This is a genomic window from Nocardioides anomalus (assembly GCF_011046535.1).
In the GTDB taxonomy this organism is placed as follows: domain Bacteria; phylum Actinomycetota; class Actinomycetes; order Propionibacteriales; family Nocardioidaceae; genus Nocardioides; species Nocardioides anomalus.
The window spans coordinates 2,909,507-2,922,824 of record NZ_CP049257.1; the positions used below are offsets into that span (position 1 = coordinate 2,909,507).

Below are 13,318 nucleotides of genomic sequence, written 5' to 3' on the forward strand. Positions count from 1 at the left end.
CGAGGGCCGGGCGGTCAGGCGGCGCGCGTCGCGTGCCGGGACGCCTGGAGCAGCAGCGCGGCGAGGGCACCGCAGGCCTCGACGACGACCGAGGCGTCGCGGCCGCCGTGGTCGGCGACCTCGAAGAGCGCGGCGCCGCAGTGCCGGTAGGCCGGGTCCATGGCCGGGCCGGACGGTCCGGCGAGGAGCTGGTGGAGGCGGCGGTGACCGGCGTCGAGGAGGACGGCGACCTCCATGCGGCGGGCGGGGGTGACGGCGACGCGGTCGTCGGCGGCGACGACGTGGCGGGCGAGCTGGTCGACGAGGTCGCCGACGCGGCGGATGTCGTCGACGAACTGGAGCTGGTCGTTGAGCTGGGGCGCGGGCACCCAGGGGTGCGAGCGGAGGTCGTCGCCGGCGGTGGCGACCAGCCGGCGGCGGGTGGCCGAGCCCTTGAGCACCTCGCGGGCCCGCGGGACGTCGTCGTCGAGGACGGCGTGGAGGACGTCGCAGAAGGCGGCCGAGGTGGTGCGGAGCAGGGCGTCGAGGTCGGCGGTCATGTGCACACCACGATGCTGCGCCGGGCGGGGCGGCGGCGGGGCCGCGCTGACGCTTCCTTGAGGGCGCGGGCGTGCGGGCTGACGCAGCACTGACGGCACGGGACGTGGCGCGAGGCACAGCGTCGCTGATGAGCGCGGGGAGGCCCGGATCTGAGAGGCTGAGCCCTACCGAGGCCGCTGCTCCCGCTCGGGGTGAGCAAGACCCGACACCCACTGCGCGTCTGGACCCCTGCCCCATGAGCACCCCTGCGCCGCCTCCCGGCGACGACACACCGACCGCCCGCCTCGAGCAGCACGCGGGCGTGGACGTCGTCGTGGCGACCGGCGACCTGGACATCTACAGCGTCATGGCGTTCCGTGACGTGGTGGCGATGGCGGTCCTGTCGCTGCGCCCGTACGTGCTCGTCGACCTCACCGCGGTCGGGTTCCTCGACTCGACCGGGATCGCGGCGCTCGTCTCGTCGCGGCGGCGGCTGCAGGCGCGTGAGGCCGAGCTCGGCCTGGTCGCCGGGCGGGGCGCGGCGCTGCAGGTGCTGAAGATGGTGGGCCTGGACCAGGTGCTGCGGATCTGGCCGACGCTGGACGACGCGCTGGCCGAGGTGGGCGTGGCCTAGGTCATGCCCCTCGCGGGGACCGGTGGGAACCCGTCACACGCCTCGTCCGTTGGCCGCGGTGTGAGGTCTCGTCGCAAGCGATCGCGCCACCGAAGTCCCTGCCCTCCCACCACCGCGCCGCACACCGGCGCCCGTGAGGTCGGGAGGAGCGCACGGTGAGTGAGTGGGTGCTGCTCGGGGTCGGACTGCTGCTGACCGTCGGCACCGGGCTGTTCGTGGCCTCGGAGTTCGCGCTGGTCAACCTGGACCGGCACGAGATCGAGCAGCGGCAGGCCCGCGGGGAGCGCGGGCTGGGTACGACGATCGGCGCGCTGCGGCGCACGTCGACGCACCTGTCCAGCGCACAGCTGGGCATCACGCTGACGACGCTGCTGACGGGCTACACCTTCGAGCCGGCGGTGAGCAGCCTGCTCGAGGACCCGCTGGCCGGCGTCGGGCTGGAGGGCGGCGCCGCGCGGGCGGTGAGCGCCGTGGTCGGCGTGGTGCTGGCGACCCTGCTGTCGATGATCCTGGGCGAGCTGGTCCCGAAGAACTTCGCGCTCGCCGTACCCCGGCAGACCGCGCGGCTGGTCGTGCCGTTCCAGGTGGCGTTCACCGCGGTGTTCCGGCCCGTCGTGGCGCTGCTCAACGGCACCGCCAACCGGGTGATCCGGTCCTTCGGGGTCGAGCCGCAGGAGGAGCTGTCGGGCGCGCGGTCGGCCGAGGAGCTGACCTTCCTGGTCCGGCGCTCCGCGCAGGCCGGGTTGCTCGAGGAGCACGATGCGGACCTGCTGGACCGCACGCTGCGGTTCTCGGCCCTCGACGCGGCCGACGTGATGACGCCGCGGGTGCGGATGTCGAGCGTGCCGAGCACGGCCACCGCCGCGGACGTGGTGCGCCAGAGCCTGGCCAGCGGCCACTCGCGGCTGCCGGTCGTCGGCGACGGTCCGGACGACGTGCTCGGCGTGGTGCACGTGAAGCAGGCGTGGACCGCCGCGCCCTCCGCGGCCGTCACCGACCTGATGACCGAGCCGGTGCGCACCGGCGAGACCGCCGGCGTGGACACGCTGCTCGGCACCCTGCGCGGCAGCGGCCTGCAGCTGGCCGTGGTCACCGACGAGCACGGCGGCACCGCCGGCATCGTCACCCTGGAGGACCTGGTCGAGGAGCTGGTCGGCGAGCTCGAGGACGAGTTCGACCGGACCCGCTCGGACGTCGTGCGGCGCGGGCGCAGCGCCGTCTTCGACGCCTCCCTCCGGCCCGACGAGGTGCTCGACCGCGCCGGCGTCGCCGTACCCGACTCCGAGGAGTGGGAGACCGTGGCCGGCTACGTGCTCGACCAGCTCGAGCGCGTCCCCGAGCCCGGCGACGAGGTGAGCCTGCCCGACGGCGGGACGCTGCGCGTCGAGCACGTGGACGGCGCGCGGATCACGCGGCTGCGCCACCAGCCCGCACCCGTGGCACCGCTGACCGCGCAGGAGGTGACGCCCCGTGGCTGAGTACCTCCCCGGCCTGGTCTGGCTCGTCGTCCTGCTCGTCGGCAACGCGTTCTTCGTGGGCGCGGAGTTCGCCGTCGTGTCCGCGCGCCGTTCCCAGATCGAGCCGCGCGCGGCCGAGGGCAGCCGCGCCGCGAAGACCACGCTCTACGCGATGGAGCACGCCACGCTCATGCTGGCCACCAGCCAGCTCGGCATCACGGTCTGCTCGCTGCTGATCCTCACCGTCTCCGAGCCGGCCATCCACCACCTGCTCGAGATCCCGCTGGGTGCCACCGGCCTCAGCGCCGACCTCATCAGCGTGGTGGCCTTCGCCGTCGCGCTGCTGCTGGTGACGTTCCTGCACGTGGTCTTCGGCGAGATGGTGCCCAAGAACACCGCCTTCTCCGTCCCCGACCGCGCCGCCCTGGTGCTGGCGCCGCCGCTGGTCCTGGTCTCGCGGATCTTCGGCTGGCTCATCCGCGCGCTCAACGCCGTCGCGAACGCCGTGCTCCGCCTCTTCCACGTCCAGCCCGTCGACGAGGCCGCGAGCACCTTCACGCTCGAGGAGGTCGCCGGCATCGTCGAGCACTCCCGCCGCGAAGGCACGCTCGCCGACACCGCCGGCACCCTCGCCGGCGCCTTCGAGTTCACCGACAAGACCGTCGCCGACGAGGAGGTCCCCCTCGCCGACGTCGTGCTCCTCCCCCACGCCGCCACCCCGCGCGACGTCCGCGACGCCACCCTGCGCCACGGCTACTCGCGCTACGTCGTCCCCGACCGCAGCGGCGAGCCCTCGGGCTACCTCCACGTCAAGGACGTCATGGACCTCGACGCCCTCGACGAGCCGGTCCCCGCCAAGCGCGTGCGCCGCCTCGTCGCGCTGCCTGCGGGGGCCGAGCTCGAGGACGCCGTACGCCGGATGCGTCAGCACGGTGACCAGCTGGCGCGGGTGGTCGATGCCGACGGGCGGACGACCGGGCTGCTGTTCCTGGAGGACGTGCTCGAGGTGCTGGTCGGCGAGGTCGAGGACGTCACCAGCGTGCGCTGACGGGCGGACCAGACCGCCCGCGCACCCGCGGGTGGTCCCTCGCCGTTCGCCGACGTGCGCCGTGGTGTCCGCCCTACGGTCCCGGCGTGGACCTGGAGGACGACCGCGGCCGCGCGGGTGGCTCGGCGCGGCGCGAGCACGAGCGGCGCCGCGCGCTGCGTGAGGAGCGGGTCCGTGCGCGGCACCCGCGCCTCGGCGGCGCGCTGCTCGCGATGACCGGCGAGCCGACGACCACCGCGGTGTGGGAGACCGGGGCCGTCGGCGAGGAGGCGGTGGGCCGGCGCCTCGACGCCGTGGCCGGACCCCGCCTCGCCGTCCTGCACGACCGGCGGATCCGCGGCACCCGGGCGAACATCGACCACCTGGTGGTGACGTCGAGCGCCGTGTGGGTCGTGGACAGCAAGCGGTACCGCAACCGCCGTCCGACGATGCGCGCCGAGGGCGGGCTGCTCCGACCACGCGTGGAGAGGTTGTTCGTCGGTGGTCGCGACCGCACCGCCCTCGTCGAGGGGGTGCTGCGGCAGGTCGAGCGCGTGTCCGGCACGGTCGGCCCGGAGGTGCCGGTGCGTGCCGCCCTGTGCTTCGTGGACGCGGACTGGCCCGTCATCGGCGGTCACCTCGCCGTCCGCGGCGTGCGGGTGGTGTGGCCCAGACGACTGGTCAAGGAGATCACGGCCCAGGACGCGCAAGGCATGGACGTCGGTGCCGTCGCGACCGAGCTCGCGGCGGCGTTCCCGCCGCACGCAGCCCGCTGAGGTGCGCGAGGCGGTCTGAGTAGGTTCGGGCTCGTGAGCACGTCGTCCCCCTGGCGCGCGCCGGTGCGCCGTCGTTGGCTGATCGTGGGGTCGCTGGCCGGGCTGTGCGTCCTGACCGCGGGCGCGGGGGCGGGGGCGGCGCTGGAGTCCGACACCGTGGGCAGCTTCGGGCAGGGGCTGCTGTGGGCGGTGACGCTGATGACGACGGCGGGGTTCCTGCACGGGCCGCCGGAGACGGTGGCGGGGTCGTTCGTGGCGGTGGCGCTGATGGTGACGGGGTTCCTGCTGCTGTCCCTGGCCAGCGCGGCGCTGGCGGCGGTGTTCATCCGCGAGGACGTGCAGTCCAGCGAGCGGCTGGAGGAGCGGCGCGACGACGAGCTGCTGCGGCGGCTCGAGGAGATCTCGGCGCGGCTGGCGGCGCTGGAGCAGGCTCAGCGGGAGCGCTGAGCGTCGTCCAGCCGCATCCACCAGTACGCCGTGGGCTGGCCGGCGTTCCAGGCGGCCTCGTCCTCGGCGGCGACGCGGGCGAAGCCGATCGAGCGGTAGCACGCCTGGGCCACGACGTTGTCGGGGTGCACGCGCAGGAACACGGCGCGCTCGGGCGGGACCGTCGCGGCCAGCGCCCGACCGACGTGGGCGCCGAGCCCGCGGCCGCACAGCGCCGGGTCGACGACCAGGTGGGCGAGCTCGGCCTCGTCGCCGTCGGGCTCGAGCCAGACCTCGCCGTAGGCGACCGGCACCGAGTCCTCGCCGAGCAGCAGGTGCCCGCTGATGTCCGGGTCGTCCAGCCAGCCCGCGACCACCTCGGGGGCGGTGCGCCCGACGGGCACCCACTCCGCGGAGTACGGCGACGCGCCGCACCAGCCGACCACCAGCGGAGCGCAGTCGGCGGCGAAGGGGACCAGCGTCACGTGAGTCCCATGGCGCTCGCGAGCTCGTCGGCCAGCGAGGCGGCGTACACGGTGGTCAGGTGGCCGCGGTCGCGGTAGGGCAGGGTGTCGCCGACGACGGCCGGGCACTGGCCGTCCCAGCACACCCAGGGCGTGGAGTCGACGACCTCGGTGCCGGTGGCCTGGGCGGCCGCGACCGAGAGGTCGGCGTCCTCGGTGGAGGCCGGCAGCGGCTTGAACAGGCAGTCACCCAGGTCGTTGCCCTTCTTGGTCAGGCACTCGTCGGGCAGGTCGGTGGACTTCGGCACGTCGCGGATCAGCACGGTCCGGTCCGCGGTGGTCTCCAGCCGGTCGAACAGGTCCTCGTAGCCGGCCTGCACCGCCCCGGGGATGCCGGCCTTGGGGATCCGGGTGCCGTCGGAGTCGTAGAGGACGGGGTTGGGTCCGGACGAGGCCACCACGACCAGCGACGGGTGCAGCTCCTCGATCTGCGAGAGCGCCCAGGTGCGGAAGTCGTCGCACTGCGGCCACGCGGGTGAGCCGGGGACGAGCTCGCCGACGGTGACGAGGGTGGCGGCGCAGTTGGGCTTGACGAAGTAGTAGGTCTGGTAGCCGAGCTGCTGCCCGATCTCGTCGAAGGCCGGGATCCACATGCGCGCGTGGGAGTTGCCGAAGACCACGATGGTGCGGTCCGCGGAGGTGTCGCCCCGCGGGCACAGCTGGCGCGAGTCGGCCTCGTAGTCGCACTCCCCCACGTCCGGCTCGTCGTCGCGCACGGTGAGCAGGTCCGGCTTCAGGTCGGAGGGGATGGCCATGTGGTGGCGCGCGGCGATGACCGAGGCCTGGACGAGCGCGACGGTCTTGTCCTTCGACAGGTCGAAGGACCCGGGGTCCTTGACCCCGAAGTTCGACAGCGTCACCGGCGGGTTGTCCTCGAAGGCACCGGTGGAGTACTCGCTGTACCAGTTGGCCCCCAGCGCACCGACCACGACGAGCGCGACGGCGCCCGGGTAGAGCGCCAGCGCGCGCCGGGTCGGGAAGCGCCGCGACGAGCGGAACGGCTGCTCGACGAAGCGGTAGGTCAGCGCGGACAGCACGAACACCGCCGCCACGCACAGCAGCGTGCGCCAGAGGCCGAGCGGGTCCACCTTGCGCGTGGCGATGATGAGCACCGGCCAGTGCCAGAGGTAGAGCGAGTACGACCAGTCCCCCACCACGGCCATCGGTCGTACGCCGAGCAGCCGCACCGGGAGCGGCTGGGTCGGGCCCGGCGCCGCGCCGGCGAGCAGCACCAGCGCCGAGCCCACGCACGGCACCGCCGCCTGCCAGCCGGGGAACGGCGTGGCGTCGGAGTAGGCCAGGCAGGCCGCCAGGATCAGGCCGAGCCCGGCCGCGCAGAGCACCCCGCGCACGGCCGCGGGCAGCCGCGACGCGAGCGGTACGGCGACCAGCGCGGTGAGGGCACCGAGCCCGAGCTCCCAGGCCCGCGCCGGCGTCGAGAAGTACGCCGCGAGGGGGTCCGACGACGTGGACACGACCGACCACACGAACGAGGCCAGGGTCAGCACCCCGAGCACGGCCAGCACGAGCCGACGCGGCAGCGCACGGCGCCGCGCGAGGAGCACCAGGACGAGCAGCAGCGCCGGCCACAGGAGGTAGAACTGCTCCTCCACCGACAGCGACCAGTAGTGCTGCAGCGGTGAGGGCGGCTCCTCCTGGGCGAAGTAGTCGGTGCCGACGGCCGCGAAGTGGATGTTGGCCGCGAAGAAGGTCGCCCACAAGGCGTCCTCGGCCACCGTCTTGAGGTCGATCGCGGAGAGCCAGATCGCGGACGCGGCCACCGTCGCGACGGTGACCAGGGTGGCCGCGGGCAGGATCCGCCGGGCCCGGCGGGCGTAGAAGCCGGGGATCGAGACCCGCCCGGAGCGCTCGACCTCGCGGAAGAGCAGCTGGGAGATGAGGAAGCCCGAGATCACGAAGAACACGTCGACGCCGACGAAGCCGCCAGGGAGGAACGGCACGGAGGCGTGCGCGGCGATCACGGTCAGCACCGCGACCGCGCGGAGCCCCTGGACGTCGTCGCGGTGCGCGAGCTGGGGGGCCCTGCTGACCACGCTCGCGGGGCGCGCGGCGCTCACGCCGCGCCCGGCGCGACGTACGCCGGGTCGAGGTGGATCTGCGCCTCGAGCTCGTCGGTGAGGAAGCCGGCGTAGCTGCGGCTGATGTGGGTGCGGTCGCGGTGCGCGATGTAGTCGCCGACCACGCTCGGGCACAGCCCGTCGGAGCAGAACCACGAGCCGGTCTCGACGAACGGCACCCCCTTGGCCGCCGCGGCCTGGCGCAGCGAGTCGATGAAGGTGAGCGAGACCGGGTCCTCGGTCATGAGGCACGAGCCGAGGGTCGCGCCGGGCTCGGACAGGCACGGGCCGGGCTCCTCGGAGACCGCGGGCGGGTCGCCGATGATCGTCACCTTCCCGGCGTGCGGGCTCAGGTAGTCGATCTCGCGCTCCATGCCCTCCTGGTACATCTGGGCCATCGTCGGCACGTCGTCGACGAGCTCGTCGTCGTCGCTGGTGAAGCCGCGCCGGTTGGCCTCCGAGCCGAGGAAGACCGCGTCCGGCTGCAGGTCGGCGACCTGCTCGCGCGCCCAGTCCTGGAACGCGGCGCAGTCGGTGCTCGGGCCGCCGTGCACCATCCACGGGGTCACGTCGGACGACGGGCAGCCCTCGCGGATGAGGTAGTAGGCGACGTAGCCGTAGCGCTGGGCCAGCTCGTCCAGCGCCGGCACCCACTGCCGGGCGTGGGAGTCGCCGATGAGGACCAGCGTCTTGTCGCCGTCGGTGTCACCGCGCGGGCAGAGCGGGCGGTCCTCATTGATCTTGAAGTACTGGCACTCGCCGAGGTCGGGGATGTCCTCGCCGAGCTGGAGGATCGGCGGCTTGAGGTCGCCCGGGACGTCCTGGTCGGCCTGGGCCGCGGTGATCGACGCCTTGACCAGCGCGACGACCTGGTCCTGCTGCGGGTCCTGGGCCACCGACTCGGGCACGAGGATGGGCGGGCCGCCGCCGTTGACCTCGTTCTGCACCACGTTGTTGGCCGCGGCGAGCATCGGGAGCGTCAGCACCACGACCGCCGGGTAGAGCAGCACCCCGCGCATCCGGCGCACCCGGAACAGCTTCGCGCGCCGCAGCGGGTTCTCGACGTAGTGGTAGGACAGCGCCGACAGCGGCACGACGCCGGCCATCACCACCGCGCCGCGCCACCCGCTGTCCCAGCCCCACCGCTCGCCGATGATGATGAGCGCCGGCCAGTGCCAGAGGTAGAGGGAGTACGACCAGTCGCCGGCCAGCCGCATCGGCCTGATCGAGAGCAGTCGCTGCGGCCCCCACCCGGCCGGGCGCAGCCCGCCGGCCAGCAGGGCCGCGGTCCCGACGACCGGCAGCGCGGCGGCGTACCCGGGGAAGACCGTGGTGCCGTCGAAGGCCAGCGAGGCCACCGCCACCGCGACGAGCCCGCCCCACGACAGCGCGGCCTGCACGCCGGGCTTGAGCAGGATCAGGCGCGTGGTCAGGCAGGCGGCCAGGGCGCCGATTCCGAGCTCCCAGGCGCGGGTGAACGGCGAGAAGTACGCCGAGACCGGGTCGGTCGTGCTGTAGGAGACCGAGTAGGCGAACGAGATGCCGATGATGACGACCAGCGGCGAGACGCCCAGGTCGCGCACCCGCGGGCCGAGGCTGCGCTGGCCGGAGCTGCGCTTGGCCCGCCACGTGGCGTACACGCACAGCAGGAGGACCAGCAGCGGCCAGACGACGTAGAACTGCTCCTCGACCGCCAGCGACCAGTAGTGCTGGAGCGGCGAGGGCGGGTTCTCGTTCTGGAAGTAGTCGGTGCCGTCGCTGGCGAACTTGAAGTTGGCCAGGAAGAAGGTCGCCCACAGCGCGTCCTTGACCGCGCCGTCGGCCTCGACGCCGCTGAGCAGCCGGGTGCCGATCCAGACGGTGACGACGATGACCAGGGTCGCCGCCGGCAGGATCCGGCGGGCCCGGCGGGCGTAGAAGCCCAGCAGCGAGACCCGCCCGGTGCGCTCGGCCTCAGAGACCAGCAGGCCGGTGATGAGGAATCCGGAGATGACGAAGAAGACGTCCACGCCGACGAACCCGCCGTGGAACGGGCCGATCTTGGCGTGGTCGAGGATGACCAGCAGGACCGCCAGGGCCCGGAGCCCCTGGATGTCCGGCCGGAAACCCGCTTGCACGCCCAGCATCGTAGGTGCGTGGCCCCACTCGGCCCGCTTTCGCGCGGCGCGGCGTCGCGCGCCTTCTGGGGGAGGATGAGGCCGTGATGTGCTTCGCCGACCGCGGCTTCGTGTTCCTCTCGATGCCCAAGGCGGGGTCCACGGTGCTGCAGCGGCACTTCGCCCGGCACGCGATGATCCTGTTCCGCCAGCCGCCGGGCATGAAGCACATGAGCGCCTCGACCTTCGAGTCCGTCCTGGCGCCCTGGCTGGAGCAGTACGGCCACCCGCGCCCGTCGTACGAGACGACCTGCCTGGTCCGGCACCCGATCGACCGGGCGGTGTCGTGGTGGAAGTACCGCGCGCGGCCGGAGGCGGCCGGCCAGCCCAACTACACCGGCGACTGGAGCTTCGCGGAGTTCGCCGACCGGCTCGTCGGTGGCGAGGTCACCCTCGGTACGTCGAGCAACTTCGTCACCGACGCCCAGGGGCGGGTCATCGTCGACCGGCTGTGGCGCTACGAGCACCTCGACGCCATGACCGCGTGGATGTCGGACCGGCTGGGCATCGACCGGCCGGTCCTGGAGCCCACCAACGTCTCCCCCGCCCGCGAGGGCGAGGTGGACGCTGCGACGCGGGCGCGGCTGCAGGAGTTCTTCGCCCGCGACCTCGAGGTCTACGAGCGGGCCGGCTGACTCGGGGTGACTCAGGGCTGGAGCAGCTCCAGGTCCTCGAGCAGCGTGGGGTGGGTGGGCGCCCAGCCCAGCGCGGCCCGGGTGTGGGCTGCCGTGGCCGGCTGGTCCATGGCGAAGACCTCGCCGATCGGGCCGTACTCCTCCACCGGCACCGCACGCACCGGCAGCCCGAGGCGCCGGCCGATGACCTCGGCGATGTCCTTGACCGCGTCGCCCTCGTCCTGGACCGCGTGCCACGACGTACCGGCCGGAGCCTGCTCCAGCGCGAGCCGGAACAGCGACGCGGCGTCGGCCGAGTGCACCGCCGGCCAGCGCTGGGTGCCGTCGCCGGGGTAGCCGCTGACGCCGGTGTCGCGCGCGATCTGGGTGAGCAGGCCGGCGAAGCCGCCCTGGCCGCCCTGGTGGACGGTGCGGGGCAGCCGGACCGCGCTGGCGCGCAGGCCGTCGGTGGCCAGCACCCTCTCGACGGTCAGCGCCCGGCCGGCCACCGGCCCGACGGTGGGCAGCGGGTCCTCCTCGGTCGAGGGGCGGCCGGGGATCCACGGCGTGCCGGAGCAGACCACGAACGGCTTGTCGGTGCCGCCGAAGGCTTCGGCGACGGCCAGGATCGCCGCCGTCTCCTCCTCGATGCCGGAGGCGAGCGCCTCGGGGCTGCTGAAGTCGTTGCTGAACGCGAGGTGCACCGCGCCGTCGGCCCGCGCGGCGGCCGCGCGGATCGCGTCGAGGTCGGTGAGCGCGCCGGCCACGGGCTCGACGCCCCAGCCGCGCAGCGTGGCGGCCGAGGCCTCCGAACGTGCGAGGCCCAGGACCGTGTGGTCGTGGGCGAGGAGCTCGGCGACGACCGCCGAGCCGATGTTGCCGGTGGCGCCGGTGACGAAGACCTGCATCGTGCCTCCAGGGGCTCGAGTAGTGATGCGACAGTTGTCCCATCACCGTAGCACTCGATGCGACAAGTGTCGCATCACTAGGATGGGTTCATGGCGAGGTGGGAGCCCGGTGCGCGGGAGCGGATGGTGCTCGCCGCCGTCGACCTGTTCACCGAGCAGGGCTACGACGCCACGACGGTCGCCGAGATCGCCGAGCGCGCCGGCGTCACCAAGAGCACCTTCCACCGCCACTTCCCCGACAAGCGCGACGTGCTCGTCGCCGGTCAGCAGAGCCTGAGCGCCCTGCTGACCGAGGGCGTGGCCGAGGCTCCCGAGGGTGCGACCCCGCTCGAGGCGGTGGCGGCCGCGCTGCGCAAGGTGTCCGGGGAGATGACGTCGTTCAACCGCGAGCTGGGCCCGCGGCTCAAGGCCGCCGTCGCCGCGAGCGCCGAGCTCCAGGAGCGCGACGCGCTCAAGAGCGTCGGGTTGGCCGTCGCGCTGACCGAGGCGCTGGAGGCCCGCGGCGTCCCGCAGGTCACCGCACGCCTGGCCGGCGAGCTCGGGGTGCTCGCCTTCCACCACGGCTGGAGCCAGTGGTCCGGGAGCGACGGGCGGACCGACCTGGCGACGTACGCCCTGGGCGCGCTGGAGGAGCTCAAGGCCGCCGCGACGGCGCTCTGAGCCGGGCCCTCAGTCGCAGGACTCCAGCGTCGCGTCGTCGCGGGCCCGCTCGCCGAGTCGCTGGGCCTGGTCGGTGTAGGGCAGCACCACGCTGGCCCCACCGATGTCGCCGATGCCGCCCTGCAGCACGCAGGTGGTGATCTTGGACGGCTTGACCGCGGCCGCGGCCCGGGCCAGGCGGTAGAGCTCGACGGGCGAGGCGTTGGTGGCCATGTTCTGGATGGCCGAGAGCACGCCGTCCTCGAGCCAGCCGGGGCGACCGGCCCGCTCGCGGATCTTGGCCTGGATGCCGCGCAGCACCCGCTGCTGGTTGGCGGAGCGGTCGAAGTCGCCGCGCAGCAGGCTCTTGCGGATGCGGGAGAAGGCCAGGGCGAGGTAGCCGTTGAGGTGCTGCTCCCCCGCCTCGAAGCCCTGCGGCTTGAGGTAGGTGTCGCTGAAGAAGATCGGGTTGTCGACGTCGATGCCGCCGATGCCGTTGACCATGTTCTTGAACTTCTCGAAGCGCGTGACGAACACGTAGTCCGGCTCGATGCCGATCAGGTCGCCGACGGTCTGGGCCAGCAGCTGCGGGCCGCCGTAGTAGAGCGCGGCGTTGATCTTGTCGTTGCCGACCCCGGGGATGTCCACCCAGGAGTCGCGGGGTACGCCGATCGCGGCGGCCGCGCCCGTCTTGACGTCCATCCCGATCAGCTGGAGCGCGTCCCCGCGGGTGCGGGTCATGTCCTCGCCGGGCCGGGCGTCGGAGCCGACGGCCATGATCCACACGACGTCGGGGCTGACGTCGACGGCGGTGGCGCGCTTGACCTTGACCAGGGCCAGGTCGGTCGGCTTGACCGAGGACGACGGCGCCAGCGTGGCGCAGACGGCCAGCACGACGCCGAGCGCGACCAGGCGGACGGCCCGCCACAGCGGAGTACGACGGGTCCGGGCGTCCGTGCTCACGCCAGCACCTCCGGCTCGTCGACGTCGTAGCCGAAGACCGACCACACGCCGTCCTGCTTGGTCAGGTAGAGCTCCCCGCGCACCCGCAGCGACTCCTCGAGGTCGCCGGTGGTGTCGAAGTCGAGGAAGAAGTGGGCCGTGGCGCCCCGCGCGTGGCCCTCGACGGCCAGGACGTCGAGGGTGACGCGGCGCTTGGTGGCCGTGGCGGTCTCGATCCGGTCCGAGAGCGAGGCGCTGGTCAGCAGCTCGAGGTCGCGCTGGGCGTCGGCGGCCGCGCCCTCGGTGAAGGAGGCGAAGCCGGCCGAGAAGTCCTCGCGCGGGAAGTCGCCGAGGTAGGCGCCGTCGAAGAACGAGTCCACGACGGGGGTGACGCCGTCCTTGACCTTCTCGCGGTGCGCGGCGTCCAGGCGGTCCCCGACGTGCTGGAGGGTGAGCACGGTGGCCACCTCGGGCGTCTCGGTGGCCTGGCTGGCGGCCGAGCGCGGCTGGTCCTCGTCGCCGGAGATGTCGTCGCCGGAGTCGCACCCGGACACGCCCGCCACCAGCGCCAGCACGACCAGCGCGCCGCCCGCGCGACGTCGGGTGACCCACCTCATG

The 13,318-nt window shown here is 73.5% G+C and carries 14 protein-coding genes; 7 read left to right on the top strand and 7 right to left on the bottom strand.

The window, feature by feature from the left end:
* Positions 1-14 precede the first annotated feature (14 nt).
* Entirely contained in the window at positions 15-539 is a 525-nt protein-coding gene (locus tag G5V58_RS14660) for a hypothetical protein (protein WP_165234145.1), read from the bottom strand.
* Between the two features lie 236 nt (positions 540-775).
* Here G5V58_RS14660 and G5V58_RS14665 point away from each other — a divergent pair, with 236 nt between their 5' ends.
* The 5 genes from G5V58_RS14665 (at position 776) to G5V58_RS14685 (ending at position 4,860) form a co-directional block, all read left to right on the top strand.
* The gene (locus tag G5V58_RS14665; protein WP_165234148.1) at positions 776-1,153 is read left to right on the top strand and encodes an STAS domain-containing protein; all 378 of its coding nucleotides are present in this window, start codon (positions 776-778) and stop codon (positions 1,151-1,153) included.
* A 155-nt stretch (positions 1,154-1,308) separates the two neighbouring features.
* Positions 1,309-2,631: a hemolysin family protein gene (locus tag G5V58_RS14670; protein ID WP_165234151.1), complete on the top strand. Its 1,323-nt coding sequence runs from the start codon at positions 1,309-1,311 to the stop codon at positions 2,629-2,631.
* Complete coding sequence (locus G5V58_RS14675; protein WP_165234153.1) at positions 2,624-3,658, top strand: hemolysin family protein; 1,035 nt, start codon at positions 2,624-2,626, stop codon at positions 3,656-3,658. The genes G5V58_RS14670 and G5V58_RS14675 overlap by 8 nt, the downstream gene beginning before the upstream one ends.
* 86 nt (positions 3,659-3,744) lie before the next feature.
* Entirely contained in the window at positions 3,745-4,413 is a 669-nt protein-coding gene (locus G5V58_RS14680; RefSeq protein WP_165234155.1) for a nuclease-related domain-containing protein, read from the top strand.
* Positions 4,414-4,446: 33 nt separating this feature from the next.
* Positions 4,447-4,860 (top strand): ion channel, encoded by a 414-nt coding sequence (locus G5V58_RS14685; RefSeq protein ID WP_165234157.1) that lies wholly within the window; start codon positions 4,447-4,449, stop codon positions 4,858-4,860.
* Here G5V58_RS14685 and G5V58_RS14690 read toward each other — a convergent pair.
* The 3 genes from G5V58_RS14690 to G5V58_RS14700 are packed head-to-tail and all read right to left on the bottom strand — an operon-like array spanning position 4,845 to position 9,558.
* Positions 4,845-5,324 carry a GNAT family N-acetyltransferase gene (locus tag G5V58_RS14690; RefSeq protein ID WP_165234159.1) on the bottom strand — a complete coding sequence of 160 codons (480 nt, stop codon included), beginning with the start codon at positions 5,322-5,324 and terminating at the stop codon, positions 4,845-4,847. The genes G5V58_RS14685 and G5V58_RS14690 overlap by 16 nt on opposite strands.
* Positions 5,321-7,441 (bottom strand): acyltransferase family protein, encoded by a 2,121-nt coding sequence (locus tag G5V58_RS14695; protein ID WP_165234161.1) that lies wholly within the window; start codon positions 7,439-7,441, stop codon positions 5,321-5,323. Before G5V58_RS14695 ends, G5V58_RS14690 begins: the two co-directional genes overlap by 4 nt.
* Complete coding sequence (locus G5V58_RS14700) at positions 7,438-9,558, bottom strand: acyltransferase family protein (protein ID WP_165234163.1); 2,121 nt, start codon at positions 9,556-9,558, stop codon at positions 7,438-7,440. Before G5V58_RS14700 ends, G5V58_RS14695 begins: the two co-directional genes overlap by 4 nt.
* Before the next feature lie 86 nt (positions 9,559-9,644).
* Between G5V58_RS14700 and G5V58_RS14705 the strand changes: the two genes are divergently transcribed.
* A complete protein-coding gene (locus G5V58_RS14705) occupies positions 9,645-10,232 on the top strand; it encodes a sulfotransferase family 2 domain-containing protein (protein ID WP_230487358.1) in 588 nt (195 codons plus the stop codon).
* A gap of 11 nt (positions 10,233-10,243) precedes the next feature.
* Here the strand turns inward: G5V58_RS14705 and G5V58_RS14710 are convergent, their stop codons facing one another.
* Entirely contained in the window at positions 10,244-11,119 is an 876-nt protein-coding gene (locus G5V58_RS14710) for an SDR family oxidoreductase (RefSeq protein ID WP_165234167.1), read from the bottom strand.
* Positions 11,120-11,209: 90 nt separating this feature from the next.
* Here G5V58_RS14710 and G5V58_RS14715 point away from each other — a divergent pair, with 90 nt between their 5' ends.
* Entirely contained in the window at positions 11,210-11,779 is a 570-nt protein-coding gene (locus G5V58_RS14715; RefSeq protein ID WP_165234169.1) for a TetR/AcrR family transcriptional regulator, read from the top strand.
* Between the two features lie 9 nt (positions 11,780-11,788).
* Here the strand turns inward: G5V58_RS14715 and G5V58_RS14720 are convergent, their stop codons facing one another.
* Complete coding sequence (locus G5V58_RS14720) at positions 11,789-12,721, bottom strand: LCP family protein (protein WP_230486641.1); 933 nt, start codon at positions 12,719-12,721, stop codon at positions 11,789-11,791.
* Positions 12,718-13,317, bottom strand: a complete 600-nt coding sequence (locus G5V58_RS14725; RefSeq protein WP_165234171.1) for a hypothetical protein — start codon at positions 13,315-13,317, stop codon at positions 12,718-12,720. Before G5V58_RS14725 ends, G5V58_RS14720 begins: the two co-directional genes overlap by 4 nt.
* Between the last annotated feature and the right edge of the window lies 1 nt (position 13,318).

Coding starts and splice junctions, on each gene's coding strand:
- G5V58_RS14660 (WP_165234145.1), bottom strand. CDS start 539: ATGACCGCCGACCTCGACGCCCTGCTCCGCACCACCTCGGCCGCCTTC.
- G5V58_RS14665 (WP_165234148.1), top strand. CDS start 776: ATGAGCACCCCTGCGCCGCCTCCCGGCGACGACACACCGACCGCCCGC.
- G5V58_RS14705 (WP_230487358.1), top strand. CDS start 9,645: ATGTGCTTCGCCGACCGCGGCTTCGTGTTCCTCTCGATGCCCAAGGCG.
- G5V58_RS14710 (WP_165234167.1), bottom strand. CDS start 11,119: ATGCAGGTCTTCGTCACCGGCGCCACCGGCAACATCGGCTCGGCGGTC.
- G5V58_RS14715 (WP_165234169.1), top strand. CDS start 11,210: ATGGCGAGGTGGGAGCCCGGTGCGCGGGAGCGGATGGTGCTCGCCGCC.
- G5V58_RS14725 (WP_165234171.1), bottom strand. CDS start 13,317: ATGAGGTGGGTCACCCGACGTCGCGCGGGCGGCGCGCTGGTCGTGCTG.